A 26,044-nucleotide genomic window follows, 5' to 3' on the forward strand; every position below is an offset into this window, starting at 1 on the left:
CGGGGCCATTGTCCCCGGTCGGGAGTCGGCCGCGCGGCACCGCCCGTCGCCGGACCCGCCGGGATCGCTGGTTAGTCTCGCCCCGATGGGCCTCTACGCCGCCTACGGGTCGAACATGGATCCCGCTCAGATGCTGCGCCGCTGTCCGTCGTCCCCGCACACCGGCACCGGCTGGATCCGCGGCTGGCGGCTGACTTTCGGTGGCGAGGACCTCGGCTGGGAGGGGGCGCTGGCCACCCTGGTCCCGGCGGAGGACGACTCACCCGGCGTCTTCGTCGCCCTCTACGACCTCAACGAAGCCGACGAACGGGCGCTCGACGCCTGGGAGGGCGCCGACTCCGGCCTGTACCGCCGCGTGCACCTGCGGGTGCACACGCTGGGCGGCGACGTCGTCGGCTACGTCTACGTGCTCGACGCGTTCGAGGGCGGCCTACCGTCGGCCCGCCACCTCGGCGCGATCGCCGACGCCGCCGACGCGGCCGGCGCCCCGGCCGACTACGTGCGCGAGATCCGCCGCCGGGACTGCCGCTCCGCCTTCTGAGACCTGCGCGCTCTCCCGGGAGTGGGACGCCCGGCTGGTGGGCAGCGGCACCTCGTCCCGCCACGACCGGTCGCGGGACCCGTGGAGCAGGTGGTTGATCGACTGGCCGCTGCGGAACGACGTCGAGGCTGCGGCCGGCGTCTCCGCCACGGGCGTCGGCGCGGCGATCCGGGCGAGGTCGCGCTCCACGGCCCGGCGCAGCCGGGGACCGAAGGGGACCTCGACGAGGCGGTAGATCGCATACGCCGCGACGAGGACGATGGACGTGACGACGGCGAGCGTGGCGTACGCCGGCAGCACCGGCGAGATCTGCTGGATGAGGACCCATCCCGGGATCTCGTGCACCAGGTACAGGGGGTAGGTCAGCGCACCGGCGGTGGTGAGCCAGCGCCAGTCGAGGCGGGCGACCGGGGTCAGCGTGGCCAGCACCACCGCGCCGACGCAGCCGAGCATCACGAGGGTCAGGGTCCCCATCGTCACCTCGACACCGGCGACCCGCTCCGACCAGGGGATGTAGTGCTCCTTGCAGATCCACAGTGCGGTGACGATGTTGACCCCCAGGATCAGCCCGGTCGGCAGGTCCCAGCCGAACCGGCGGGCCAGGTAGAGCACGATCCCGATGCAGAAGAACGGCGCGTACGTCGGCTCGAGGAAGGCGATCCCCAGGGGGGTGCGGCCGACCATCGCCCCGAGCAGCGGCCACGCGAGGCAGAACAGCAGCATCCGGCCACGGGTGAAGCCGCCGGCGAGGCCGACCAGGGCGAGGAGCACGTAGAACTTCAGCTCGATCCACAGCGTCCAGAAGACGCCGTCGACGTGCTCGACCCCGAAGGCGGTCTGGAACATCGTGAGGTTGACGAGCACGCCCTCCAGGCCGAGGCCCTCCCAGTGCTTCATGATCGGGAAGATCCAGAGCACGATCGCGATGATCACGACCGCCGCCCAGTAGGCGGGGTAGAGGCGCCCGATGCGCGAGGCGATGAAGCTGGGCATCGAGCGACCCCAGGCGCTCATCAGGATCACGAAACCGCTGATCATGAAGAACAGGTAGGGGCCGAACCCGCCGTAGACGGTGATCGCGCTCAGTCGCGGGAAGACCTCGCTGACGCTCTCGTCCCAGCCCGGGCTGTCCCGGCCGGTGAAGTGGAAGGCCACGACGGCGAACGCCGCGATGAAGCGCAGGCCATCGAGCGCCCGCAGGCGAAGTCCGTCCGTAGCCGCATCGGCGTTGCGCATCTGAACCTCTGTTCCACGACTGGCATCTCCGGTCGACAAATCGACGTTAAGCCGAGACCGGTACCAATCTGTGGCGACTCACCTACCGACAGTCAGGACAGTGACGGGTGTGACGACTGCGTCCGGATGGACCGGTCCGACGTCAGGTCTCGCCGCGACCGGCACCGGCGAGGAAGGTCTGCAGGATCTGCTGCGCGGCCAGCGCGGGGGTGAGCTCGCCGGCCAGTACCGCCTTCTCCAGGTCGGGGACGGCGGCGCGCACGCCGGGGTGGGCCCGGAGCGAGTGCTCCAGCCCGTCGCGCACGAGCTGCCAGGTCCAGCGGACCTGCTGGGCGCGGCGGCGCTCGTCGAACGCCCCGGACGCCTTGGCGCGCTCCTGGTGCTCGACCAGCTTCGCCCAGACCTCGTCCAGCCCCTCCCCGGTGAGCCCGGCGCAGGTGAGCACCGGCACGTCCCACGGCTCGTCGCGACCGCGCAGCATCCGGATCGCCGAGGACAGCTCGCGGGCGGCCTTCCGGGCGTCGGCCGCCGCCGGGCCGTCGGCCTTGTTGACGGCGATGACGTCGGCGATCTCGAGGATGCCGCGCTTGATCCCCTGCAGCTGGTCGCCGGTGCGGGCGATGGTCAGGAAGAGGAACGAGTCGACCATCTCGGCGACGGTGATCTCCGACTGCCCGACGCCGACGGTCTCCACCAGCACGACGTCGTGCCCGGCCGCCTCCACCACGACCATCGACTCGCGGGTCGCCTGCGCGACGCCGCCGAGCGTCCCGGAGGTCGGCGAGGGTCGGATGAACGCGTTCTCGTCGACCGCCAGCCGGGCCATGCGGGTCTTGTCGCCGAGGATCGAGCCACCGGAGCGCGCCGACGACGGGTCGACGGCCAGCACCGCGACCCGGCGACCCGCACCCGTCAGGTCCACCCCGAGCTGGTCGATGAAGGTGGACTTCCCGACGCCGGGGACGCCGCTGATGCCGATCCGCCGCGCTCCCCCGGCGTGCGGCAGCAGCTCGACCAGCAGCTCCTGCGCGCGCTCGCGGTGGTCGGCCCGCCGCGACTCGACCAGGGTGATGGCGCGCGCCACCACCCGCCGGTCGCCGGCCAGCACCCCGTCGACGAGCGCCGGGACGTCGATCTCCCTCGGCATGCGCTCAGTGACCGAGGCGCTCGGACAGCGTGCGCAGCAGCTCCTGGGCCGCCTCGGCGATGACGGTGCCCGGCGGGAAGACCGCGGCGGCGCCCATCTCCTTGAGCGTCGGCACGTCGTCGGGCGGGATCACCCCGCCGACGACGATCAGCACGTCGTCGGCCCCGAGCCCGGCCAGCGCGTCGCGGAGCGCCGGCACCAGGGTGAGGTGGCCGGCGGCCAGCGAGGAGACGCCGACGACGTGCACGTCGGCCTCGACCGCCTGCCGGGCGACCTCGTCGGGCGTCTGGAACAGCGGGCCCACGTCGACGTCGAAGCCGAGGTCGGCGAACGCGGTGGCGATGACCTTCTGCCCGCGGTCGTGCCCGTCCTGGCCCATCTTGGCCACCAGGATGCGGGGGCGCCGGCCCTCGGCCTCGGCGAACTCCTCGGCCAGCCGACGGGTCTCCTCCATGGGCCCGGATGCTCCTGCCTCGTCGCGGTAGACACCGGAGATGGTGCGCACCTGGCCGGCGTGCCGGCCGTAGACGACCTCCAGCGCGTCGGAGATCTCGCCGACGGAGGCCTTGGCCCGCGCGGCGTCGACGGCGAGCTTCAGCAGGTTGGCGTCGAGGTCGTTGCCGCGGCGCCCCTCGGCGGCGGCCCGGGCGGCGTCGGTGAGCCGGCCCAGCGCCTCGGTCACCGCGCGGCCGTCGCGGTCGGCGCGCAGCTGCTCGAGCTTGGCCTTCTGCTGGGCGAGCACGTCGGCGTTGTCGACCTTGAGCACGTCGATGGCCTCGTCGGCGTCGACCCGGTACTTGTTCACGCCGATCACCGGCTGGCGGCCGGAGTCGATCCGGGCCTGGGTGCGGGCCGCGGCCTCCTCGATGCGCAGCTTGGGGATGCCGTCGTCGATCGCCTGGGCCATGCCGCCGTGCTCGGCGACCTCCTGGATGTGCGCCCAGGCGCGGCGGGCGAGGTCGTAGGTGAGCTTCTCGACGTAGGCCGAGCCGCCCCACGGGTCGACGACGCGCGTGGTGCCCGACTCCTGCTGCAGCAGCAGCTGGGTGTTGCGGGCGATCCGCGCGGAGAAGTCGGTGGGCAGCGCGAGCGCCTCGTCGAGGGCGTTGGTGTGCAGCGACTGGGTGTGCCCCTGCGTCGCGGCCATCGCCTCCAGGCAGGTGCGGACGACGTTGTTGTAGACGTCCTGCGCGGTCAGCGACCAGCCGGAGGTCTGCGAGTGGGTGCGCAGCGACAGCGACTTCGGGTTCTGCGCGCCGGCCTCCTTCACGAGCTTCGCCCACAGCAGGCGCCCGGCCCGCAGCTTCGCGACCTCCATGAAGAAGTTCATGCCGATGGCCCAGAAGAACGAGAGCCGGGGTGCGAAGGCGTCGACGTCCATCCCGGCGGCCTGGCCGGCCTTCAGGTACTCGACGCCGTCGGCGAGGGTGTAGGCCAGCTCGAGGTCGGCGGTCGCCCCCGCCTCCTGGATGTGGTAGCCGGAGATCGAGATCGAGTTGAACCGCGGCATCTTCTGCGAGGTGTACGCGAAGATGTCGCTGATGATCTGCATCGAGGGCTTGGGCGGATAGATGTAGGTGTTCCGCACCATGAACTCTTTGAGGATGTCGTTCTGGATGGTCCCGGTGAGCTGCTCCGGGGCCACGCCCTGCTCCTCGGCCGCGACGATGTAGAGCGCGAGCACGGGCAGCACGGCGCCGTTCATCGTCATGGACACCGACATCCTGTCCAGCGGGATGCCGTCGAACAGCTGCCGCATGTCCAGGATCGAGTCGATCGCCACGCCCGCCATGCCGACGTCGCCGGGCACCCGCGGGTGGTCGGAGTCGTAGCCGCGGTGGGTGGGCAGGTCGAAGGCGATCGACAGGCCCTTCTGGCCGGCGGCGAGGTTGCGCCGGTAGAAGGCGTTGGACTCCGCGGCGGTGGAGAAGCCCGCGTACTGGCGGACCGTCCACGGCTGCGTCGTGTACATCGTCGGGTAGGGGCCGCGCAGGAACGGCGGCAGCCCGGGCAGGGTGTCGAGGAAGTCGAGGTCCGCCAGGTCGGCCGGGGTGTACAGCGGCGGGACGGCGATGCCCTCGGGGGTCTCCCAGGTCGCCTCCTCGACGCCGCGCCCGGTGGCCTCCTCGAACGCCTTGGCCCAGTCGCCGGCCGAGGCCCCGGCCGCGGGGCGGCCCAGCTCGACGGAACCGAAGTCGGGGATCGCACTCATGCCTGAACTCCTTCGAGACCCAGCTCGGCGTGCACCGTGCGCAGCGCCGCGAGGGCGTCGCACCCGGCGAAGACGTACCCGTCGACGCCGTCGACGGCGAGGTCCGGCTTGCCGGCCAGCAACACCTGCGTGGCGCCGGCGGCCCTGAGCTCCGCGGCGAGCGCGGCGGCGTCGGACGCGTAGTCCTTGTCGGTGCCGCAGATGCAGGCCACCGTCGTCCCGGCGTCACCGAAACCGACGGCACCGTCGCCGGCCGGCGTCGCGAGCCCGCCGGCCTGGAACAGGTTGCCGGCGAAGGTGGCTCGCGCGGTGTGCCGGGCGATCGGGCCGATCGTGGCCAGGTAGACGGCCGGCCGCGTCGCCGCGGCGTCGGCGGCGTCGCGCAGGGCCTCGAACTCCTGGGCCGCCCGCACCCGGGGCAGTCCACCGCCCGGCAGCACGTCGGCGGCGGGCCGGCGCTCGGGCAGCTTCTCGGTGAGGTTCGGGAACTCGCTGACGCCGGTGATCGCGTCGGCGCGGGTGGCCAGCCGCTCGGCGCGGGCGTCCCACGCCTGCGCGATCCGGTCGCGCACCAGGCCCGATGCCAGCGCCGCCGGCAGCCCACCGGCCCGCTCGATCTCGGTGAACCAGTCCCAGGCGGCCCGCGCGAGGGAGTCGGTGAGCGACTCGACGTACCAGGAGCCGCCCGCCGGGTCGAGGACGCGGGCCAGGTGCCCCTCCTCCACCAGCAGGTTCTGGGTGTTGCGGGCGATCCGGCGGGAGAAGGAGTCGGGCAGGCCCAGCGCGGCGTCGAACGGCTGCACCGTGACGGTGTCCGCGCCGCCGACACCGGCGGCGAAGCAGGCCACGGTCGTCCGCAGCATGTTGACCCAGGGGTCGCGCTTCGTCGTCATCACCGACGAGGTGACGGCGTGCTGGCGCTGGGCCCGCACCTCCGGCGCCGCACCGCTGACCTCACCGACCCGGTCCCACAGCCGGCGGGCGGCGCGCAGCGCGGCGATCGTCGTGAACTGGTCGGCGCTCGCCGAGTAGCGGAACTCCAGCGCGGCGACGGCCTCGTCGACGGTCAACCCGCCGTCGGTGAGCGCGCGCAGATAGGCCACCCCGGCCGCCAGCGAGCAGCCGAGCTCCTCGACCACCGACGCCCCGGCGTCGTGGAAGACGGTCCCGTCGACGACGACGGTCCGCAGGCCGGGGTGCGCCGCGGCGCGGCGGGCGACCCCGGCGAGGCCGGAGAGGTCCTGCCGCTCCCCCGAGGCCGCCGCCACGCCCAGCGGGTCGAGCCCGAGGGAGCCGCCGGACGCGAGGTCGGTGCGGCCCTCGACCAGGTCGAGGAACGCCTCGGCCGCTCCGACTCCCCCGCCCGCCCCCACGCCCTGCACGGTCACGGGCGCGAGGTCGAGGTAGACGTCGGCGAGCACGTCACCGAGGGAGTCGACGGGGATCGCGCCCTCGCCGAGCACCAGCCACAGCGAGGTGACGCCGTTCTCCAGGTCGACGGCGATGGCCTCCCTGGTGACGGCGACGTCGGGGTGCGCGTGCCGCTGCCGGATGTCCCACCCGCCGGACGCACCGCCCTCGGCGCCCCCGGACGCGGTCACTTCGGCCGAGCCGGCCGGGCCGCCGGCGGGGCGGGCACCGCGCACGAACGGGGGCACGCCGGGGACGCCGACCCCGACCGGGAGGTCGCCGGCGTCCTCGGCCGTGTAGAGCGGCGCGACGGTGACCCCGGGTGCGACCGGGCGGCGCAGCGCGTCCTCGACCGGGTCGGGCAGGTTCTCGCGGCCGGCCTTGCGGAGCACTCCCGCGACGAGGGCGCGCCACTCGTCGCGGGTCACGGGGTCGAACTCGCCGGCGAGCGAGAGGTCCTCGGGGACCTCGTGCTCGGCCGGCACGTCGGCGTCAGCCGCCGCTGGGGCCTGCTGGTCGGTGGAACTCATCGTCGGGTCCCCGCCTCTCGTCCACGGCTCGTCGGGCAGAAGTGTCTCCGGGCGCCGGCCGGCGCGTGCGAGGGGGTGGGGGCGGGCTGCTCAGCGGCGGCTCGGCGTCGGCCTCCAGGGCCAGCAGCGCGGTGCGCGCCAGCAGGCGGACACCGACCCCGATGGCGCGCTCGTCGATGTCGAAGGTGCCGCGGTGCAGGTCGAGGGGAGCGCCGCCGCCGTGGGTACCCAGACGGGCCAGCGCGATCGGCATGACCTCGGCGAACCAGCCGAAGTCCTCACCGCCCATGCTCTGCGGGGAGAGGACGAGGTTGTCGCCCCCCACGGCGTCCAGCGCCGCCGACCGCAGCAGGGCCACGGCGCGCGGGTCGTTGACCACCGGGGGCACGCCCCGGATGTAGTCGACGCCGACCTCGGCGCCCGTGGTCGCCACCACCCGCTCGACCAGCGAGCGCAGCAGGTCCTCGGCGTCCCGCCAGGCATCCCGGTCGAGCACCCGCACGGTCCCGCGCAGGGTGCCGCGCTGCGGGATGGCGTTCGCGGCCACGCCGGCGTTCACCGCGCCCCACACGACCGACATCCCCGCGCGCGGATCGACCTGCCGCGACAGCAGGCCCGGGAGGTCGGTGATCAGCCGTCCCAGCGCGTCGACCAGGTCGACGGTCAGCTGCGGGCGGGCGGTGTGCCCGCCGGGTCCGGTGAGCGTGACGTCCATCCGGTCGCAGGCCGCGGTGATGGCGCCGGTGCGCAACCCGACCTTCCCTGCCGCGAGTGAGGGGTCGCAGTGCAGCGCGAACGCCCGGGACGCCCCGTCGAGGACGCCGGAGGCGACCACCTCCGTCGCGCCGCCGGGCACCGTCTCCTCCGCGGGCTGGAAGACGCAGCGGACCGTGCCGGGCAACCCGTCCAGCGAGGCGAGCGCGACGGCCACGCCGAGCACCACCGTGGTGTGCACGTCGTGCCCGCAGGCGTGGGCCAGGCCCTCCCGGGTGGAGGCGTACGGGACGTCCTTGAGGTCCGTGAGGGGCAGCGCGTCGATGTCGGCCCGCAGCACGACGATCGGTCCCCCGCCCGCCCCGACGTCGACGGTGAGCCCGGTACCGGTGGGCAGCCGGCGGGGCGTGAGCCCGTGGTGGCGGAGCCGCTCCTCGAGGAAGGAGGTCGTCTCGAACTCCGCGTAGCCGAGCTCGGGATGGGCGTGCAGGTGCCGCCGCGTGGCCGACAGCGCGGATCCGTTGGCGGCGACCCACTCGTCGACCGCCGAGGCCAGCTTCTCGACGACCGGGGTCATGCCGCGTGGCCTCCTGCGCACTCGGCCGGGCCGGGGACCGGGCCGTCGGGCCGCCCGGCCGGGCCGCGTTCCGGCAGGCCGTCCCGCAGCTCGGCGAGCAGGCTGTCCACGACCGGGCCGAGCTCGCCGTCGTGCTGCAGGGCCACGGCCCGCTGCCGCTGGTAGGACGCGCCGACCTCCAGGATGCGCAGCACGTCGGACAGCTCCTCCTCGCAGTGCAGGCGCCTGGCGGTCGGCATGAGCTCGTCGACCAGCTCCGCGATCGCCTCCCGGACGGGGCGGACGGCGAAGTGCTCGTCGACGATGATCTCGGCGTCCAGCCCGTAGCGGGCCGCCCGCCACTTGTTCTCCCGGACCACCCACTCCTCGGGACGGGGCAGGGTGTAGCCGCGGTCGAGCTGGGTGTCGAACTGCTCCACCATGCACTGCGCGAGGGCGGCGACCCCGCCGATCTCGTCCAGGGTGGGCAGGCCGTCGCAGATGCGCAGCTCGACGGTGCCGAAGTCGGGGTGCGGGCGGATGTCCCACCAGACCTCCCGCACGCTCTCGATGCTCTTGGTCGAGATCAGCGTCTCCATGTACTCCTCGAACTCGTCCCAGTCGGTGAGCTGGAAGGGCAGCCCGGCCGTGGGCATGCCCTCGAAGATCTTGGTGCGGGCCGAGGCCAGGCCGGTGTCGCAGCCGACCCAGAACGGCGAGGACGACGACAGCGCCAGGAAGTGCGGCACGTACTGGCACAGCGCGTTGACGATCGGGATGACCTTCTCCGGTGCCCGGACGCCGACGTGCACGTGGACGCCGAAGATCTGCATGCGCCGGGCCAGCCACTGCATGCGATCGACCAGCTCGCGGTAGCGGTCCTTGGGCGAGATCTCCTGGGTCTGCCAGTCGGTGAACGGGTGCGTGCCGGCGCACAGCACCCCGAGCCCCCGCTGCTCGGCCCGGGCGACGACGTCGGCGAGCGTGCCGGCGAGGTCGGCCTTGGCCTCGCTCACCGTGGTGCAGATGCCGGTGATGATCTCGATCGTCGACTGCAGCAGCTCGTGCTTGGCCTTGGGGTGCTCGTCGGCGCCCTCGGGACGCATCGACTCGAGGATCTCGACGGCGCCGGACGACAGCTCCCGGGTCCCCCGGTCGACGAGCTGCAGCTCCCACTCCACGCCGAGGCTGGCGCGCTCCGAGCTACGGAAAGGGATCTCCACCTCCGGAAGTCTAGGGACGATGACCGCTCCCCACCCGGCGGCCGGACGAGATCACCCGTCCAGGCGGACCGGCGACCGCGGATGGCCCGGCGCCGGTGGCGCCACCTCCGTCGCCCGGCTGCGCTAGCGTCCCCGCGTGAGCGAGCTCCCCCGAACCGACCCCACCGTCCTGTCCGAGCAGGCCGCGCAGACCCTGACCGCCGCGCTCGGCGGGCCGCACGACGTCGCCGTCGTCATGGGGTCCGGCTGGGCACCCGCCGCCGACGCCTTCGGCGAGCCGGCCGGGTCCGTGGCGATCGGCGACCTGCCGGGCTTCGCCGCCCCGACGGCGGTCGGCCACGGGGGCGAGGTCCGCTCGGTGCGCGTGGGCGACCGTTCCGTGCTCCTCTTCCTCGGCCGGACCCACTTCTACGAGGGCCGCGGTGTGGAGCCGGTCGTGCACGGGGTGCGGACCGCGGCCGCCGCCGGCGCGAGGACGGTGATCCTCACCAACGCCGCCGGTGGGCTGGCTCCCGACCACCGCGTGGGCCAGGCGGTGGTCATCTCCGACCACCTGAACCTGACCGCCCGCTCGCCGCTGGTCGGCGCGACGTTCGTCGACCTGACCGACCTGTACTCCGCGCGGCTGCGCGAGCTGGCACACGAGCTCGACCCGTCGCTGGCCGAGGGCGTCTACGCGCAACTGCCCGGCCCGCACTACGAGACGCCGGCCGAGATCCGGATGCTGCGCACCCTGGGCGCCGACCTCGTGGGCATGTCGACGGCCCTGGAGGCGATCGCGGCCCGGGCGGCCGGCGCCGAGGTGTTCGGCTTGTCGATGGTCACCAACGCGGCGGCCGGGATCACCGGGGAGAAGCTGGACCACGCGGAGGTGCTCGCGGCGGGCAGGGAGGCCGCCGGGCGCCTCGGGGAGTTCCTGGTCGAGTTCATCGGGCGGCTGCCGTGAGCGGACAGGGGGCTGCCGTGAGCGAGCCGGCCGGCGACCTGCTCAGCACGGCCCGTGCCTGGGCCGACGCCGACCCGCACGAGGGTGACCGGACGGAGATCGAAGCCCTGATCGAGTCGGGGAACACCACCGAGCTCGCCCGCCGGTTCGCCGGGCCGCTCACCTTCGGGACGGCGGGGCTGCGCGGGCCCCTGCGAGCGGGGCCGGCGGGGATGAACGCCGCCGTCGTCACGCGGGCGGCCGCGGGGCTGGCCGGGTGGCTGTCGGCCGGGGGGCACGCCGGTGCCGGCGTGGTGATCGGGTTCGACGCACGCCGCCGGTCGGACGAGTTCGCCCGCGTCTCCGCCGAGGTGCTGGCCGGGGCAGGCTTCGCCGTCCAGGTGATGCCGCGACCGCTGCCGACACCGGTGCTCGCCTTCGCCGTCCGCCACCTGGGGTGCGCCGCCGGGATCATGGTGACCGCCAGCCACAACCCGCCCGACGACAACGGCTACAAGGTGTACCTGGGCGACGGCGCGCAGCTGGTGCCACCGGCCGACCGGGAGATCGAGGCCGCCATCGCCGCGGTGGGGCCGGCGAGCGAGGTCCTCCGGTCCGACGACTGGCTGACCCTGGGCGACGACATCGAGTCCGACTACGTGGACGCCGTGGTGGCGGCCGTGGATCCTGGGCGGGTGCCGGCGTCGGCGCGGTCGGCGCTGACCGTGGCGTACACGGCGATGCACGGGGTGGGTGCCGGGACGACGCGTGCGGTGTTCGCCGCGGCAGGGCTGGCCGAGCCGGTGAGCGTGCCGGAGCAGGACGCTCCCGACCCGGCCTTCCCGACCGTGGCCTTCCCCAACCCGGAGGAGCCCGGCGCCGTCGACCTGCTGCTCGCCCTGGCCGAGCGGGTCGGCGCGGACGTCGCGATCGCCGAGGACCCCGACGCCGACCGGTGCTCGGTGGTCTGCGGCGGCCGGCAGCTGACCGGCGACGAGGTGGGCGCGCTGCTGGCCGACTGGCTGCTCCGCCGGGGGGTGCGCGGGACGTACGCGTCGTCGCTGGTGAGCGGCTCGCTCATGCACGTGATCGCCGAGGCCCACGGCGCCCCGTCGGAGGAGACGCCGACCGGGTTCAAGTGGATCATGCGCGCGGGCTCGGACTCGGCGCCGCTGGTGTACGGCTACGAGGAGGCGCTGGGCTACTCGGTGGCGCCGTCGGTCGTCCGGGACAAGGACGGCATCTCCGCCGCGCTGGCCGTGGCGCTCATGGCCGCCGAGCTCGAGGCAGCCGGCCGGACGGTGCTCGACCGGCTGGACGAGCTGGCCGACGAGCACGGCCTCTTCGTCACCGGGCAGCTCTCGGCGCGGGTCGAGGACCTCTCGCTCATCGCCGACGCCATGGCCCGGCTGCGCGCGCAGCCGCCGGCCGCGCTGCTGGGACGACCCGTGGAGTCCACCGACCTCGCGCTCGAGGACCCCCCGGTCGACGCGGTGCGGCTGCTCGGCGAGGGGGTGCGGGTGATCGTGCGGCCCAGCGGTACCGAGCCGAAGCTCAAGGCCTACCTGGAGACGGTCGTCCCGGTGCACGAGGACGCCGGCCTGATCGCCGCGCGCGGGCGGGGCGCCGACGAGCTGGACCAGCTCCGCGCCGAGATGTCGGCGGCCCTGGGGCTGTAGCCCCGCCTCCGCCGCGCCCTCGCTCAGCGCGGCGGCGGGCCGTACCGGTTCGGCCCCGGCTGGGTGCCGAGGAAGCCGACGGTCACCAGCAGGACCAGCCAGCCGATGCCGGGCACCAGGTGCCACAGCAGCCACCAGGCGGAGTGGTCCCGGTCGTGCAGCCGGGTGACCATCGCGGCGACGTTCGGCACGAGGAGCACCAGCGCCGAGATCGCCGTCACCGGTCCGCCCTGGTCCGGGAACGGCCAGAGCAGGTCGAACCCCTCATCGCGGCTGATGCGGGGGTAGCTGTCGGGGAACCAGGTCGCGTCGATCGAGGTGGCGACCACCCCGAGCACGGCGAACACCAGCACGTAGCGCAGCCACCAGTCCCGCCGCCGGATCCGCCCGGTGGGCAGGTACCAGTCCACCGGTGTCCACGACCGCTGCTCCGGCGCGGCGGTGGTCATCCGCCGACCGGCTCCCGGCAGCCGGAGTCCAGCGCCCGCGCCGCCGCGGCCAGGACGGCGACGACGTCCCGCCCGAAGCCGACGTCGCACGGGTGGATGCCGCCGGCGACCGCGGCCTGCATCAGCTCGTCGACCGCCACCGCGAAGGCCTCCGGCGCCACCCGGTCCTCCGGCAGCAGCACCAGCCGCCCGGCGTCCCCGTGGACGAAGAACTCGTTGCCCACCGACATCGGCGCCACGGTGTGCGACAGCGTGACCGTCGACGCCACACCCGACTCGTGCGTGAGCACCAGGTGGACGGTGTCGCCGAGCCCGGCACCCGCCTGCACGGCGACGACCGGCCCGAGCGCGGGCACGAGCAGCGAGAGGGCGTGCGGGCCGATGTCCCACAGCGCGCCCTGCTCCTTGCGCCAGGGCGAGGCGTCGAACGGCGAGCCCGCGAGCGACGACAGCCAGGACCCGTGCCCGCCGGCCACGGTCGTCCGGGCCACCTGCTCGAGCCAGGTCGCCGTCGCCGGGCGGAACCGGAAGGTGAAGAACACGACCGACGCGACGCCGGCGTCCCGGACAGCGGCGACCACCCGGTCGGCGCCCGCCACGTCGAGCGCGATCGGTTTCTCCAGCAGCAGGTGCTTGCCCGCCGCGGCGGCGCGCTCGGCCAGCGGCGCCTGCACGTCCGGCGGCAGCGCGATCGTGACGGCGTCGACCTGGCCCAGCAGCTCGTCGACGTCGGTGAACCCCGGCACGTCGAACTCCGCACCGACCGCCTTCGCCTTCGCGAGATCCCGGCCCCACACGCCGACCAGTTCCGCGGTGGGATGCGCCGCCAGCGCCGCCGCGTGGATCTCCTTGGCCCAGAAACCGGTGCCCAGGACGCCGAAGCGCATGATCAGACCGCGCCGAACTGGCGGTCGCCGGCGTCGCCCAGCCCCGGGACGATGTAGGCCTTGTCGTCGAGCCCCTCGTCGATGCTCGCGGTGAACACTCGCAGCGGCAGGCCGCTCTCCTCCAGCCGCCGGATGCCGTCCGGCGCGGCGAGGGCGCAGAGCACCGTGATCGACGTGGTGCCCCGGTCGGTGAGCAGCCGGCAGCAGTGCACCAGCGAGCCGCCGGTGGCCAGCATCGGGTCCAGGACGAAGACGTCGCGGCCGACCAGCGACTCCGGCAAGGAGGCCATGTAGGCCTCGGGCTGGAAGGTCTCCTCGTTGCGGGCGAGCCCGACGAAGCCCATCTGCGACTCCGGCAGCATCCCGTGCGCGGTGTCGGCCATGCCGAGACCGGCCCGGAGCACCGGCACGATCAGCGGCGGCGCGGCCAGCCGGTAGCCCGTCGTGGCCGTGACCGGCGTCCTGATCTGCTCCTCGGCGATCGCCAGGTCGCGGGTGGCCTCGTAGACCAGCATCTGGGTGAGCTCGCGCAGGGCGGCCCGGAACATGGCGTTGTCCGTGCGCTCGTCCCGCATGCGGGTGAGGCGGGCACGGGCCAACGGGTGGTCGACGACGGTGAGCTGCACGGGCAGCACGGTAGCGGCCGTGCCGCGCGCGCGGCTCGCCGCCGCCCGGCCGCAGGCCGACCGCTCAGGCGGCGACGGGCACGTCTCCCCTCGCCTCGGCCTCCAGGCGACGCCGCAGATCGCGGTTCCCCATCAGCACGCCCACCGCGTAGGCCAGGTCCATGCGCTCACCGTTGACGTGCATGGCGTCGAGCAGCCGGGGTGGTCCGTCGGGGAACAGCACCGCGGTCAGCCGATCGCCCGTCGACCCCTCCCCCGCGGCCCGGCCATGCAGTCCCGCCACGCCACCGGACGACGGCGCGACCGGACGACGCCCGGCGAGCTCGTCGATCGGCTGGACACCGCTGAAGGCGACCCGCTGAGCGTCGCCGCGATCGGTGATGCCGTCGAGGCCGGCGGCGAAGGCCGCGTCGGCGGCGCCCCACACGCGCCGGCCGTCCGGGGCGACGACGACCAGCCGGCCGTTCCGCCGGGTCATCACCAGGTCCAGCTCGTGCACCAGTCCGTGGTCGACGTCGCACAGGAGCACCAGGTTGTCCACGTCGGTGCCGCCGCCCAACAGCCAGTGCCGCAGGTGGTGCGCGTGCAGCCGCTCGATCCGGGTCTCGGTGCAGCCGGGACGGGCGCAGCCACCGTCCCGCCGGAGCAGGGCGCGACGCTGGGCCGAGGTGGCGCGCCGGCGCCGGCGCCCGACGCCGAGCACCTCACGGCCGCGCTCCAGCATCGTGACGACGGTCGCCTCGCGAGCATCCGCCGGACCTGGGCGGGGTGCAGGGCGGGGCCGCCGTCGAGGTAGGCCTGCCCGGCTGCCGTGTCGTCGGCGAGCACGTCGGCGTCGACGTGCACGACCACCTCACGGCGGGGCGGGTCACCCGGTCGGCGGTCGAGGTGGTGGGCCGCTCCGGCGAGCCGGGCGACCGCCGCGCAGCGCCGGGCGGCTGTGCGCTCCCGGGCGCACGCGACCTCGTCCCGCTCGAGCTCGTCCGGCCCGGTCGGCGCCTGTGGGTCGGCAGCCACCCGCCTGGCTGCGGCACGGTCGCGCCGGACCTCGCGTTCGGCGATCGACTCGACCGCCGTGAGGAACTGCGCGCCCTCCTCGGCGTCCATGCGCATCCGGATGACGAGCATGCCGTCGTCGTCCCACCAGTGCTGGAATTGCCGTTTCAGCGCCACGGTGCCCGGATCCGCCGGCTCGGCCCGCCGCCAGGAGCGCACCAGCCGCTCGGTCTGGGACGCCGTCGCCTCGATCGCCAGCTCCAGCAGCGCCTGCTCGGTGCCCGGCTCCGCGATCCGGGTCAGCGCCCGGACCTTGGAGCAGGACAGCCGCCCCTCGGCGAACGCGGCGGCCAGCAGCGGCAGCCCGGTGAGCGCCCGGGCCACCCGGACGTGCTCGCGGGCGGTGCCCGGGCTCATCCCGCACTGCCAGGCCAGGCAGTGGGCGCACGAGGCGATGCCGATCCCCTGCCACCCACCCCGGCGGTCGAACTCCGCGATCAGCCGCAGCCAGGCCGCCGTGGCGGCGGCGATCCGCACCGCGCCGGACGTGATCTCGCGTGCCAGCTCCGGCAGGGACCTCTCCGCCACGACGGACTCGTTCGAATGATGTTCGAGAGCTAGCGGGGCCGGCTGACAGTTCCGCACGGTGCACAGGACGTTCCCGCGGGAAAGCCCGAGACGACGTCGCGGCATCGTCGCGCCCCGCGCGGACGTGCAGCGGGAGACGTTCCCGCGGGAACGCCGGGGTGGAACGGCGGGGCGGCGCGCACGGGGAGCCGCCCCCGCGGGTGAGCAGTGTCGGGCATCGGCGCACCGCAGGGGAGAATGGTCGGCATGACCCACGTCATCGACCCCGACGCGCTCTCCGGGGCGACCCCCGCGGTGCGCGCGCCGCTGGCCCCGTACGACGACGTCACGCGCTCGGGCGCCTCCCTCCGCACCTTCCTGCACGGCCTCCCCGGCGTGGACCAGGTGGGTGCCGAGGCGCGGGTGGCGCAGCTGGGCACCCGGTCGATCAAGACGACGTCGAAGGCCTGGGCCATCGACACCGCCATCTCGATGGTCGACCTCACGACCCTGGAGGGCGCCGACACCCCCGGCAAGGTGCGCAGCCTGGCCGCGAAGGCCCGGCAGCCCGACCCGTCCGACCCGACGACGCCGCGGGTCGCCGCGGTCTGCGTCTACGGCGACCTCGCCGGCGTCGCGCGCGAGGCGCTCGGCGACAGCGGCATCCACGTCGCCGCCGTCGCGACCGCCTTCCCCAGCGGCCGCGCGAGCCGCGCGGTGAAGCTCGCCGACGTCCGGGACGCCGTCGAGAACGGCGCCGACGAGATCGACATGGTCATCGACCGGGGCGCCTTCCTGGCCGGCCGCTACCTCGACGTCTACGAGGAGATCGTGGCGGTGAAGGAGACCTGCGGGGAGGCCCACCTCAAGGTCATCCTGGAGACCGGTGAGCTGGTCACCCTCGACAACGTCCGCCGCGCCAGCTGGATCGCGATGCTGGCCGGGGGCGACTTCATCAAGACCTCCACCGGCAAGGTGTCCCCCGCCGCGACGCTGCCGGTCTCCCTGGTGATGCTGGAGGCCGCGCGCGACTTCCGCGCCGCCACCGGCCGCCAGGTGGGCTTCAAGCCGGCCGGCGGGATCCGGACGACCAAGGACGCGATCAAGCACCTGGTGCTGATCAACGAGACCGCCGGCCCGGACTGGCTGGACCCCGACTGGTTCCGCTTCGGCGCCTCCAGCCTGCTCAACGACCTGCTCCTGCAGCGGCAGAAGCTGCGCACCGGCCACTACTCCGGCCCCGACTACGTCACGGTGGACTGACAGCGATGACCAGCGTTTTCGAGTACGCCCCCGCGCCCGAGTCGCGGTCCATCGTCGACATCGCGCCGTCCTACGGGCTCTTCGTCGACGGCGAGTTCGTCGACGGCTCCGGTGAGCCAATGACGACGGTGAACCCGGCCACCGAGGAGGTGCTCACCGAGGTCGCCACCGGCACCACCGCCGACGTCGACCGCGCGGTGCGCGCCGCCCGCAAGGCGTTCGAGAAGACCTGGGGGCCCATGCGCCCCGCCGACCGCGGCAAGTACCTGTTCCGCATCGCGCGGCTGCTGCAGGAGCGCGCCCGCGAGTTCGCCGTGCTGGAGTCGCTGGACAACGGCAAGCCGATCCGGGAGTCCCGCGACGTCGACGTCCCCCTCGCCGCGGCGCACTTCTTCTACCACGCCGGCTGGGCCGACAAGCTGGACTGGGCGGGCCTCGGGCCCGGGCCCAAGCCGCTCGGCGTGGCCGGCCAGGTCATCCCGTGGAACTTCCCGCTGCTCATGCTCGCGTGGAAGGTCGCCCCCGCCCTGGCCACCGGCAACACCGTCGTCCTCAAGCCGGCCGAGACCACCCCGCTGACCGCGCTGCTGTTCGCGGAGGTCTGCCGCCAGGCCGACCTGCCGCCCGGCGTGGTGAACATCGTGACCGGCGCCGGCGACACCGGCCGCGCGGTCGTCGAGCACGACGACGTCGACAAGGTGGCGTTCACCGGCTCCACCGACGTCGGCCGCCAGATCGCCCGCACGGTGGCCGGCACCCGGAAGAAGCTGACCCTGGAGCTCGGCGGCAAGGCGGCCAACATCGTCTTCGACGACGCCCCGATCGACCAGGCCGTCGAGGGCATCGTGCAGGGCATCTTCTTCAACCAGGGCCACGTCTGCTGCGCGGGCAGCCGGCTGCTGGTGCAGGAGTCGATCCACGACGAGGTCATCGCCTCGCTGCAGCGCCGCATCGGCACCTTGCGCGTCGGCGACCCGCTGGACAAGAACACCGACATCGGGGCGATCAACAGCGCCGAGCAGCTCGCCCGCATCCGCGAGCTCTCCGACATCGGCGAGGCCGAGGGCGCGCAGCGCTGGCAGCCGGCCTGCGAGCTGCCCGACCGCGGCTACTGGTTCCCGCCGACGGTCTTCACCGACGTCTCCCCCGCCCACCGGATCGCCCGCGACGAGGTGTTCGGCCCGGTGCTGTCCGTGCTCACCTTCCGCACGCCCGACGAGGCGGTGGCCAAGGCGAACAACACCACCTACGGCCTCTCGGCCGGCATCTGGTCGGAGAAGGGCTCGCGGATCCTGAAGATCGCGAACCAGCTCCGCGCCGGCGTGGTGTGGGCCAACACGTTCAACAAGTTCGACCCGACGTCGCCCTTCGGCGGCTACAAGCAGTCCGGCTACGGGCGCGAGGGCGGCCGGCACGGCCTGGCCGCGTACCTGGAGGGTGCAGACCAGTGATCGGGAACGACCGGCTCGCCGTCCGCAAGACCTGCAAGCTGTACGTGAACGGCGCCTTCCCGCGCTCGGAGTCCGGGCGCACCTACGAGGTCACCGACGCCAAGGGGCACTTCCTCGCCAACGCCTCCTGGGCCTCCCGGAAGGACGCCAGGGACGCCGTCGTCGCCGCGCGCGCAGCCTTCCCGAAGTGGTCGGGCGTGACCGCCTACAACCGCGGCCAGGTGCTCTACCGCGTGGCCGAGGTGATGGAGGGCCGGCACGTCCAGTTCTGCGAGGAGGTCGCCACGGCCGAGGGCCTGTCGGCGTCCAAGGCGCGGGCCGCCGTCGACGCCGCCGTCGACCGCTGGGTCTGGTACGCCGGCTGGACCGACAAGCTGGCCGCCGTCCTCGGTGGGGCCAACCCCGTCGCCGGGCCGTACTTCGACTTCTCCATGCCCGAGCCGACCGGCGTCGTCGCCGTCCTCGCGCCGCAGCAGTCGAGCCTCCTCGGCCTGGTCAGCGTGCTCGCCCCGGTGCTCGCGACGGGCTGCACCGCCGTCGTCGTCACCTCCCGGGAGCGCCCGATCCCGGCCGTCACCCTCGGCGAGGTGCTCGCGACCAGCGACGTCCCCGGCGGTGTGGTCAACCTGCTCACCGGCGACGCCGAGGAGCTGGGCCCGTGGCTGGCCGAGCACGCGGACGTCGACGCCATCGACCTCACCGGCGCCCCGGCGTCCAGGGCGATGGAGTTCGAGCGGGAGGCCGCCGGCACCGTCAAGCGCGTCGTCCGGCCGCCGGTCACCGAGCCCGACTGGACCGCCGACCCCGGCCTGTCCCGCATGACGCCGTTCCTGGAGACGAAGACGGTCTGGCACCCCATCGGGGTCTGATCCCACCCCGCCGGGGCCCTGCGCCACCCCGAGGTGCGCCGCTTGCCCGGCAGGGCAGGATGGTCGGGTGGCCAGGCCGAGCATCGTCCCGATCTCCCTCACCGTCGACGACCGCACGGGGTACACCCTGTGGGCTCCGCCCTGGGAGGAGGACGGCGAGGAGTGGCAGGCGTTCCTCGGCACGACCGAGGGCGACGTCGCGACCGTGCACCTCTTCCCGACCCCGGCGAAGCTCGCCGCCTTCTGCCGGACGAGCACCGACCACGACCTCGCCGACCACCCGGTGTGGCCGGTCGTCGCGGGTCTCGGCGCCCCGGACCTGACCCCCGACGACGACCACCGGTACGACCTCGACGGCGTGTACGACATCGCCGCCGAAGACCCCGACCGGTGGGCCGTGGAGGAGCTCGCGGCGACCGTCGACATCGTGACCCGGCTCGCCGAGTGCCTGGACACCACCGACGAGGACGACGACGACGAGCAGTTCGAGGCCGTCGCCGAGCTCGCCGGCAAGCCCGAGATCGGCTCGCTGGGCCTGGGGGTGGAGGCCTTCGCCGGTCGCTCCGGCGAGGACGCGTGGATCGGTGTCGGCAGCGTCCTCGACGAGCTGTGGGAGGACGTCGTCGAGGAGCTGTCGGAGCACTTCGACTGGACCGGCGCCGGCACCGCCACGATCGAGGAGTACCCGCCCGCCTCCGAGGCCGGCGAGGACACCGGCGACGTCGACGAGGACGACGCCACCCCCGAGCCGCTGGACGTCGCCGTCACCGAGCCGGGCGGCGCGACCGCCGCGGCGGTGGCCACGGGCGCCGGGGTGCGCGCCATCGCGCGTGGCAGCCGGGTGACCGCCTCGCCCGCCGCGGTCGCCGCGGCCGCGGAGTTCTGGGAGGCCGTCGGCATCCTGCCCGTCGAGATCGTCGTACCGGAGGGCGCCGGGGTGACCCTCCGGTGCTACGTCGAGGACGTCGCCCGCTTCCTCGGCCGCGACGGCGAGGTCTTCCTCTTCGACACCCCCGCCGACCTCGCCCGGTTCTGCGCCGGCAACGAGCAGCACGACCTCACCGAGATCGCCTCGTGGCCGGAGGTGGCCGACACCGACACGCTGCCGCTGCCGGCCGAGCAGGACCGCTACGACCTCACCGAACTGTCGGAGGTGCTCACCGAGGTCGCCGACGGCGCCGCCGGGCTGGTGCCGCACCGGGCGCTGGTGCAGCCGGTGGAGGGCGTGCGCGACCTCGCGGAGTACGCCGACCTGACCCGCGTGGAGGAGCTGCTGGCCCCCGGGATGCCCCTGGGCCGGGCGGTCGCACGGGCCGACCGCGAGCCGGGCACCCCGCTCGACGCCGCCGAGGCCGCCCAGCTGCGCCCGCTGTGGGACGACGCGGTCGTCGCCGTCAGCGGCGCCCTGGTCTTCCGCGACTGAGCGGGACCGACGACGACGGCGGCCCGCCCCGGAATTCCGGGACGGGCCGCCGTCGTGCGTGGTGCGGGTGATCAGCCCTGGCGCGGGGGACGCACCGAGCGCTCGCCGGTGAAGCGACGCTCGCCACCGGGCCGGCCCGACCGCTCGCCACCGCCGGAGCGGTTGCGGTCGCCGTAGGAGCGGCGCGGACCGCCGGGGCGGTCACCGTCGCGGCGCGGACGGCCACCGGGGCCACCGCCACCGCGGCGCATGTCGCGCTGCGTGCGCTCCTTGGGCTCCACCGGGATGCCGGCGGCGACCAGGTCCAGGATCGGCTTGTCGCCGGGCCGGGTGCGGTCCAGGGGCGGGTCCACCTTGGCCGTGCGGAACCGGCGCTTGGCCTGCCCCACCTGGTCCGGGAGGAGCAGCGAGACGACCACACCGGCGGCACCGGCGCGGGCCGTGCGGCCGGAGCGGTGCAGGTAGGTCTTGGCGTCCGTCGGCGGGTCGTAGTGCAGCACCAGCGAGACGTCGTCGACGTGGATGCCGCGGGCGGCGACGTCGGTGGCGACCAGGACCGGCGAGCGGGCGTCGGTGAACTCCTCCAGCGCACGCTTGCGGGCCGACTGCGGCAGACCGCCGTGGATGGCCTCGGCCTTGATCCCGGCGGCCTTCAGGTTCTCGGCCAGCCGGTCCACGCCCAGCTGGGTGCGGGCGAAGATGATCGTGCGGCCGGGGCGGCCGGCGAGCTCGGTGGCCACCTGCAGCTTGTCGCGGAAGGCGAGGGTGAAGGCCAGGTGCTCGGCCGGCGGGGCCTCGCCGCCGGGGCGGACGACCTCGTGCCGGGCCGGGTCCTTGAGGTAGCGGCGGACCAGCGAGTCGACCTCACCGTCCAGCGTCGCCGAGAACAGCAGCCGCTGGGCGTTGCGGTCGGTCTGGTCGAGCAGCTCCTTGACGACCGGGAGGAAGCCCAGGTCGGCCATGAAGTCGGCCTCGTCCAGCACGGTGACGACGACGTCGGCGAGGGTGCACTCGCCCTGGCTGATCAGGTCCTGCAGCCGCCCGGGAGTGGCGATGACGACGTCGACGCCGCGGCGCAGCTGCTGGATCTGGCGGTACATGGGGGCGCCGCCGTAGACGGTGGCCAGCACGACGCCCGTGGCCTGGCCCAGGGGTGCCAGGTTGTCGTGCACCTGCTGGGCCAGCTCGCGGGTCGGCACGAGGACCAGGCCACGCGGGGCGCGGCGGCCGTTCTTGACCTCGGCACCGATGCGGGCGAGCAGCGGCAGCCCGAAGGCCAGCGTCTTGCCCGAGCCGGTGGCGGCCTTGCCCAGCACGTCGCGCCCGGCGAGGGCGTCCGGCAGGGCCGAGGTCTGGATGGCGAAGGGGCGGTGGATGCCACGCCGCTCGAGCGCGGTCACCAGCGGCTGGGGCAGGCCCAGCTGGCCGAAGGTGGGGCCGGTCGGCGCCTCGACGGCGATCTCCGGGGTGGTGCTCTCAGGGGTGTTCTGAACTGCGGTGTCGGTCGTGTTCGACTCGAACGAGACAGGGTGGACCAAAGTCATGCGGGGTGGGGCTCCGATACTGCTCGGAGCGCGTCCCGTGAAAGAGGAGGAGCACCGTCAGGTACCGGCGTCCTCACTTGGCGATCGTCTGCGCCCAGGGATGGAACGCGGGATCTGCACGGATGCGCTCGTGCCCGGACAAACCGTCCGGGAGGATGACCGGCCTTGTGCCGGTACGCCTACGGTAGCAGCGAAGATCGCGGCGCTGTTCCCCCGACCGGGAGTGACGCCCCCCACCCGGCCGGTCAGTCGGGGTCCAGGTCGGAGTCGTCGACCCGGACCGCGAGCACGCCGTCCAGGTCGGCGAGCCAGACCGCGAGGGCCGTGACCGGCCCGGTCCCCTCGACCGAGAGCCGCACGGTCGCCTGCCGCACGGCGGCGGCGCTCGTCCCGCCCTCGTCGGTCGTCGTGGCGAGGTCGCGCACGGTGAAGCCGCGCTGCGTGCACTCGGCCAGCGCCCGCCGCAGCACCCCCTCGCCGTCCCGGTAGGTCAGCACCAGGGAGTGCACCCGGGTCACCCGGCCCGACAGCCGGCGGGCGAGCGGGGTGAAGCCGTAGGAGACGGCGAAGTGCGCGGCGGTCGCCACGACCGCGAACAGCCACAGCCCCGCGCCGGCCGCCATCCCGACGGCGGCGGTGAGCCAGACGATCGCCGCCGTGGTCAGCCCGCGGACCGCGTCCCGGCGGACGAAGATCAGGCCGCCCCCGATGAACCCCAGCCCGGAGACCACCTGGGCCGCCACGCGGGAGTCGCCGAACTGCGCCTGGCTGATCACCATGAACAGCGCCGCGGCGAACCCGACGACGGTGAGGGTGCGCAGCCCCGCCGCCTTGTGGCGCAGTTCCCGCTCCAGCCCGATGAGCGCCGACAGCACGAACGCGATCCCGAGGTCACCGACCTGGGACCACGTCTGCCCGGTGGGCTCGGCGAGGAGGAGGGACACGGCTCAGCCGCGCAGGGCGGCGTACCCGGGCCGGACGACGTCGTCGCGCAGCCGCCGCCGCTCGTCGTCGGGCAGGAACGCCCCGGCCAGCGCCCGCTCGGTGACCGTCTGCACGTCGTCCCACGTCCAGCCGAACGTCGTCGCGACGTCGGTGATCTCGCTGGTGGCCGAGACGCCGCTCATCAGCCGGTTGTCGGTGTTCAGCGTGACCGCGAAGCCCAGCCGGTGCAGCCGGTCGACCGGGTGCGCGCCGAGTGACGGGTAGGCGCCGGTCTGCACGTTCGACGACGGCGCGACCTCGAGGGTCACCTGCCGGTCGCGCACCCGCTCCGCCACCGGGCCCAGCGTGCCGTCCGCGCCGACCTCGTCGGCGATCCGCACGCCGTGGCCGAGACGCTCGGCGCCGGCGCCGTCGAGCGCCGCCACGATGCTGTCGATCCCGGCGGCCTCGCCGGCGTGGATGGTCCGGTGGGCGTGCCCGCGGTCGAGGATCGCGAGGGCCGAGGGGATCCGGTCCGGCGGGAAGCCGATCTCCGGGCCGGCCAGGTCGAACCCGACCGCTCCGGCGTCGCGGTAGCGCACCACCAGGCCGGCGACCTCGTCCCAGCGGTCGTCCTGCCGCATCGCGCACAGGAGGGTGCCGATCCGGATGGGCGTGCCGGCCCCGGCGGCGTCGCGGCTGCCCTGCGCGTACCCGTCGAGCATGGCCTCGACGGCCGCCTCGATCGGCATCCCCGCGGTGAGCAGCTCGGGGGCCATGCGCACCTCGGCGTAGACGACGCCGTCCGCGGCCAGGTCCAGGGCGCACTCGCGGGCCACCCGGTGGACGGCCTCGGGGGTCTGCATCACGCCGACGGTGTGCGCGAACGTCTCGAGGTACTGCACCAGCGAACCGGAGTCGGCGGCCTCCCGGAACCAGCGGCCCAGGCTCGCGGCGTCCGACGCCGGCAGCGCGCGGTAACCGGCCGCGTCGGCCAGCTCGAGCACGGTCTGCGGCCGCAAACCGCCGTCCAGGTGGTCGTGCAGCAGGACCTTCGGGGCACGGCGGACGTTCTCGGCGTTCAGCGGTGCGGACACACGAGAAAACTACCTAGCCACCGTCCCGGTCCTGCCAGCGGAAGGTACGGATGCAGAGCAGCAGCCCGACGACGCACCAGATGCCGAGCACGATGGCGACGGTGCCGAGCTCCCAGGAGCCGGCCGGTTCCCGGGCGGCCAGGGAGTCGGGCAGGAACACCGAGCGCAGCCCCTGCGCCAGCCACTTGACCGGGAAGACCGCGGCGACGTCCTGCAGCCAGCCGGGCACCTGGTCGAACGGCATGAAGACCCCGGAGATGAATTCCAGCACCAGCGCGATCGGGGTGATCGTGGCCGAGGCCGACCGCGCGTTGCGGGCCAGCGACGAGACGGCGATGCCCAGCAGCGTGCAGGCGGCCGCACCGAGCAGGGTCACCCAGGTGAAGGTCAGCCAGTCGGTGCCCGACGGCAGGTCCACACCGAAGACGAGGACGCCCACCAGCAGCAGGATCGCGATGGTCGCGACGGTGACCGCGACGACCTGGACGACCTTGCCGACGAAGTAGGCGGTCTTCGGCATCGGGCTGCCGGCCAGCGCCTTCAGCGTGCCGTCGGACCGCTCTCCGGCGATGTGGATCGCCATGTTCTGCAGGCTGGCGCCGACGATCCCGGCGGCGATCACCCCGGCCATGAAGTACTGCGGGAAGTCGACGCCGGAGCCGAGGTCGTAGTCGAGCACCGCGCCGAGGCCGAGCAGCAGGATCACCGGGAACAGCAGCGTGAAGACCACCGACTCGCGCTGCCGGAAGAACTCCTTGAGCTCCACCCCGGCCCGCGTGCGGGAGACCCGGCCGACCGAGGGCAGGGGGGTGCGCCCGGGCGCGACGGTGCTCACGAGTGCTCCCCGATCATCTTCAGGTAGACGTCCTCGAGCGTCGGCCGGTTCACCGCGAGGTCGGGCACCTCACCCGGGAAACGGGCGGCGAGCTGCGCGACGAACGCCGTCGGGGTGCCGGTCTCGGCGGTGCGCCGGGCGCCGTCCTCGGTCCAGCTGACGACGGCGGGCGCGGTGCCGCGGCCGCCGAGCGCGGTGGGGACGGCGACCTCGGCCAGCTGCCCCCGGGCGATCACCCCCACCCGGTCGGCCAGCTCCTCGGCCTCGTCGAGGTAGTGGGTGGTCAGCAGCATCGTGGTGCCGAGCTCGCGCAGCGACCGGATGAGCGACCAGAACTGGCGGCGCGCCTCCGGGTCGAAGCCGGTGGTGGGCTCGTCGAGGAACAGCAGCCGCGGCCGGCCCACGATCCCCAGGGCCACGTCCAGCCGACGGCGCTGGCCACCGGACAGGGTCCTGCCTCGGGCGCCGGCCTTCTCGGTGAGGCCGACGAGCTCCAGCACCTCGTCGGGGTCGCGGGGGTCGGCGAAGTAGGAGGCCTGCGCCGCGAGGAGCTCCCGCACCGACAGCTGGCTGTCACCGGCCCCGGACTGCAGCACGATGCCCAGGTCGGCCTTCCACCGGCGGCCGCCCTTCGCGGGGTCGACGCCCAGCACGCGCACCTCGCCGCCGTCGCGGCCGCGGTAGCCCTCGCAGATCTCGACCGTCGTCGTCTTCCCCGCTCCGTTGGGCCCCAGCAGCGCGAAGATCTCGCCCCGGCGGATGTCGAGGTCCAGCCCGTCGACGGCGGCGCGCTCGCCGTACCGCTTGACCAGGCCCCGGATGGAGATGGCGGCCTCGGGGTCGAGCGGGGACGTCAGCTGCTGCGGCGGCGCCGCCGTCGCGGTCGAACGGGTCACGAATAGATAGTCTCCCTGCCGTGTCCCGCCGCGTGGGCCCCGGA

Annotated in this window: 23 protein-coding genes; 7 read left to right on the forward strand and 16 right to left on the reverse strand. The window is 74.1% G+C overall.

The window, feature by feature from the left end; genetic code table 11:
- The first annotated feature begins 85 nt into the window (after positions 1-85).
- Complete coding sequence (locus ABDB74_RS17445) at positions 86-541, forward strand: gamma-glutamylcyclotransferase family protein (protein ID WP_346620027.1); 456 nt, start codon at positions 86-88, stop codon at positions 539-541.
- Here ABDB74_RS17445 and ABDB74_RS17450 read toward each other — a convergent pair.
- From ABDB74_RS17450 to ABDB74_RS17475, 6 genes are all read right to left on the reverse strand, one after another.
- On the reverse strand, positions 431-1,777 hold the full coding sequence (locus ABDB74_RS17450; RefSeq protein ID WP_346620028.1) for an acyltransferase: 1,347 nt from the start codon (positions 1,775-1,777) through the stop codon (positions 431-433). The two genes, ABDB74_RS17445 and ABDB74_RS17450, sit on opposite strands and share 111 nt — an antisense overlap.
- Before the next feature lie 142 nt (positions 1,778-1,919).
- Positions 1,920-2,924: a methylmalonyl Co-A mutase-associated GTPase MeaB gene (gene meaB / locus ABDB74_RS17455; protein WP_346620029.1), complete on the reverse strand. Its 1,005-nt coding sequence runs from the start codon at positions 2,922-2,924 to the stop codon at positions 1,920-1,922.
- 4 nt (positions 2,925-2,928) lie between these two features.
- Positions 2,929-5,136, reverse strand: coding sequence for a methylmalonyl-CoA mutase (gene scpA / locus ABDB74_RS17460; RefSeq protein ID WP_346620030.1), 2,208 nt, complete (start codon positions 5,134-5,136; stop codon positions 2,929-2,931).
- Entirely contained in the window at positions 5,133-7,076 is a 1,944-nt protein-coding gene (locus tag ABDB74_RS17465) for a methylmalonyl-CoA mutase subunit beta (RefSeq protein WP_346620031.1), read from the reverse strand. Before ABDB74_RS17465 ends, scpA begins: the two co-directional genes overlap by 4 nt.
- Positions 7,039-8,367 carry an amidohydrolase gene (locus ABDB74_RS17470; RefSeq protein ID WP_346620032.1) on the reverse strand — a complete coding sequence of 443 codons (1,329 nt, stop codon included), beginning with the start codon at positions 8,365-8,367 and terminating at the stop codon, positions 7,039-7,041. The genes ABDB74_RS17465 and ABDB74_RS17470 overlap by 38 nt, the downstream gene beginning before the upstream one ends.
- Positions 8,364-9,569, reverse strand: coding sequence for a glutamate--cysteine ligase (locus ABDB74_RS17475; protein ID WP_346620033.1), 1,206 nt, complete (start codon positions 9,567-9,569; stop codon positions 8,364-8,366). Before ABDB74_RS17475 ends, ABDB74_RS17470 begins: the two co-directional genes overlap by 4 nt.
- 136 nt (positions 9,570-9,705) lie before the next feature.
- On the opposite strand from ABDB74_RS17475, the gene ABDB74_RS17480 reads away from it, so the two are divergent.
- Positions 9,706-10,515: a purine-nucleoside phosphorylase gene (locus tag ABDB74_RS17480; RefSeq protein ID WP_346620034.1), complete on the forward strand. Its 810-nt coding sequence runs from the start codon at positions 9,706-9,708 to the stop codon at positions 10,513-10,515.
- A 17-nt stretch (positions 10,516-10,532) separates the two neighbouring features.
- Positions 10,533-12,173 carry a phospho-sugar mutase gene (locus tag ABDB74_RS17485; RefSeq protein WP_346620035.1) on the forward strand — a complete coding sequence of 547 codons (1,641 nt, stop codon included), beginning with the start codon at positions 10,533-10,535 and terminating at the stop codon, positions 12,171-12,173.
- Between the two features lie 23 nt (positions 12,174-12,196).
- Here ABDB74_RS17485 and ABDB74_RS17490 read toward each other — a convergent pair whose 3' ends face one another.
- The 5 genes from ABDB74_RS17490 to ABDB74_RS17510 form a co-directional block, all read right to left on the reverse strand.
- Positions 12,197-12,622 carry a DUF805 domain-containing protein gene (locus ABDB74_RS17490; protein WP_346620036.1) on the reverse strand — a complete coding sequence of 142 codons (426 nt, stop codon included), beginning with the start codon at positions 12,620-12,622 and terminating at the stop codon, positions 12,197-12,199.
- Positions 12,619-13,509, reverse strand: a complete 891-nt coding sequence (locus ABDB74_RS17495) for a Gfo/Idh/MocA family oxidoreductase (protein ID WP_346620037.1) — start codon at positions 13,507-13,509, stop codon at positions 12,619-12,621. The genes ABDB74_RS17490 and ABDB74_RS17495 overlap by 4 nt, the downstream gene beginning before the upstream one ends.
- Before the next feature lie 2 nt (positions 13,510-13,511).
- Complete coding sequence (gene upp, locus ABDB74_RS17500) at positions 13,512-14,135, reverse strand: uracil phosphoribosyltransferase (RefSeq protein WP_346620038.1); 624 nt, start codon at positions 14,133-14,135, stop codon at positions 13,512-13,514.
- A 64-nt stretch (positions 14,136-14,199) separates the two neighbouring features.
- Complete coding sequence (locus ABDB74_RS17505; protein ID WP_407062178.1) at positions 14,200-14,724, reverse strand: HNH endonuclease signature motif containing protein; 525 nt, start codon at positions 14,722-14,724, stop codon at positions 14,200-14,202.
- Positions 14,613-15,719, reverse strand: a complete 1,107-nt coding sequence (locus ABDB74_RS17510) for a DUF222 domain-containing protein (protein WP_346620040.1) — start codon at positions 15,717-15,719, stop codon at positions 14,613-14,615. The genes ABDB74_RS17505 and ABDB74_RS17510 overlap by 112 nt, the downstream gene beginning before the upstream one ends.
- A gap of 246 nt (positions 15,720-15,965) precedes the next feature.
- On the opposite strand from ABDB74_RS17510, the gene deoC reads away from it, so the two are divergent.
- From deoC to ABDB74_RS17530, 4 genes are all read left to right on the forward strand, one after another.
- Positions 15,966-16,961: a deoxyribose-phosphate aldolase gene (gene deoC, locus ABDB74_RS17515; protein WP_346620041.1), complete on the forward strand. Its 996-nt coding sequence runs from the start codon at positions 15,966-15,968 to the stop codon at positions 16,959-16,961.
- 5 nt (positions 16,962-16,966) lie between these two features.
- A complete protein-coding gene (locus tag ABDB74_RS17520; protein ID WP_346620042.1) occupies positions 16,967-18,412 on the forward strand; it encodes an aldehyde dehydrogenase family protein in 1,446 nt (481 codons plus the stop codon).
- On the forward strand, positions 18,409-19,281 hold the full coding sequence (locus tag ABDB74_RS17525) for an aldehyde dehydrogenase family protein (RefSeq protein ID WP_346620043.1): 873 nt from the start codon (positions 18,409-18,411) through the stop codon (positions 19,279-19,281). The genes ABDB74_RS17520 and ABDB74_RS17525 overlap by 4 nt, the downstream gene beginning before the upstream one ends.
- A gap of 67 nt (positions 19,282-19,348) precedes the next feature.
- On the forward strand, positions 19,349-20,704 hold the full coding sequence (locus ABDB74_RS17530) for a hypothetical protein (protein ID WP_346620044.1): 1,356 nt from the start codon (positions 19,349-19,351) through the stop codon (positions 20,702-20,704).
- Between the two features lie 71 nt (positions 20,705-20,775).
- Here the strand turns inward: ABDB74_RS17530 and ABDB74_RS17535 are convergent, their stop codons facing one another.
- From ABDB74_RS17535 to ABDB74_RS17555, 5 genes are all read right to left on the reverse strand, one after another.
- A complete protein-coding gene (locus ABDB74_RS17535) occupies positions 20,776-22,248 on the reverse strand; it encodes a DEAD/DEAH box helicase (protein WP_346620045.1) in 1,473 nt (490 codons plus the stop codon).
- Positions 22,249-22,493: 245 nt separating this feature from the next.
- Positions 22,494-23,192, reverse strand: a complete 699-nt coding sequence (locus tag ABDB74_RS17540) for an MgtC/SapB family protein (RefSeq protein WP_346620046.1) — start codon at positions 23,190-23,192, stop codon at positions 22,494-22,496.
- 3 nt (positions 23,193-23,195) lie between these two features.
- Entirely contained in the window at positions 23,196-24,269 is a 1,074-nt protein-coding gene (locus ABDB74_RS17545) for an adenosine deaminase (protein ID WP_346620047.1), read from the reverse strand.
- Positions 24,270-24,282: 13 nt separating this feature from the next.
- Positions 24,283-25,104 carry an ABC transporter permease gene (locus ABDB74_RS17550; protein ID WP_346620048.1) on the reverse strand — a complete coding sequence of 274 codons (822 nt, stop codon included), beginning with the start codon at positions 25,102-25,104 and terminating at the stop codon, positions 24,283-24,285.
- The gene (locus tag ABDB74_RS17555; protein ID WP_346620049.1) at positions 25,101-26,000 is read right to left on the reverse strand and encodes an ABC transporter ATP-binding protein; all 900 of its coding nucleotides are present in this window, start codon (positions 25,998-26,000) and stop codon (positions 25,101-25,103) included. The genes ABDB74_RS17550 and ABDB74_RS17555 overlap by 4 nt, the downstream gene beginning before the upstream one ends.
- Positions 26,001-26,044 lie beyond the last annotated feature (44 nt).

It is taken from the genome of Blastococcus sp. HT6-4 (assembly GCF_039679125.1).
Taxonomy (GTDB): Bacteria; Actinomycetota; Actinomycetes; order Mycobacteriales; family Geodermatophilaceae; genus Blastococcus; species Blastococcus montanus.

Excerpts from the sequence above, each read along its gene's own strand:
- ABDB74_RS17520 (WP_346620042.1), top strand. The coding sequence starts at position 16,967 with ATGACCAGCGTTTTCGAGTACGCCCCCGCGCCCGAGTCGCGGTCCATC.
- ABDB74_RS17445 (WP_346620027.1), top strand. The coding sequence starts at position 86 with ATGGGCCTCTACGCCGCCTACGGGTCGAACATGGATCCCGCTCAGATG.
- ABDB74_RS17535 (WP_346620045.1), bottom strand. The coding sequence starts at position 22,248 with ATGACTTTGGTCCACCCTGTCTCGTTCGAGTCGAACACGACCGACACC.
- ABDB74_RS17495 (WP_346620037.1), bottom strand. The coding sequence starts at position 13,509 with ATGCGCTTCGGCGTCCTGGGCACCGGTTTCTGGGCCAAGGAGATCCAC.
- ABDB74_RS17465 (WP_346620031.1), bottom strand. The coding sequence starts at position 7,076 with ATGAGTTCCACCGACCAGCAGGCCCCAGCGGCGGCTGACGCCGACGTG.
- ABDB74_RS17470 (WP_346620032.1), bottom strand. The coding sequence starts at position 8,367 with ATGACCCCGGTCGTCGAGAAGCTGGCCTCGGCGGTCGACGAGTGGGTC.
- scpA (WP_346620030.1), bottom strand. The coding sequence starts at position 5,136 with ATGAGTGCGATCCCCGACTTCGGTTCCGTCGAGCTGGGCCGCCCCGCG.
- deoC (WP_346620041.1), top strand. The coding sequence starts at position 15,966 with ATGACCCACGTCATCGACCCCGACGCGCTCTCCGGGGCGACCCCCGCG.
- ABDB74_RS17490 (WP_346620036.1), bottom strand. The coding sequence starts at position 12,622 with ATGACCACCGCCGCGCCGGAGCAGCGGTCGTGGACACCGGTGGACTGG.
- meaB (WP_346620029.1), bottom strand. The coding sequence starts at position 2,924 with ATGCCGAGGGAGATCGACGTCCCGGCGCTCGTCGACGGGGTGCTGGCC.
- ABDB74_RS17450 (WP_346620028.1), bottom strand. The coding sequence starts at position 1,777 with ATGCGCAACGCCGATGCGGCTACGGACGGACTTCGCCTGCGGGCGCTC.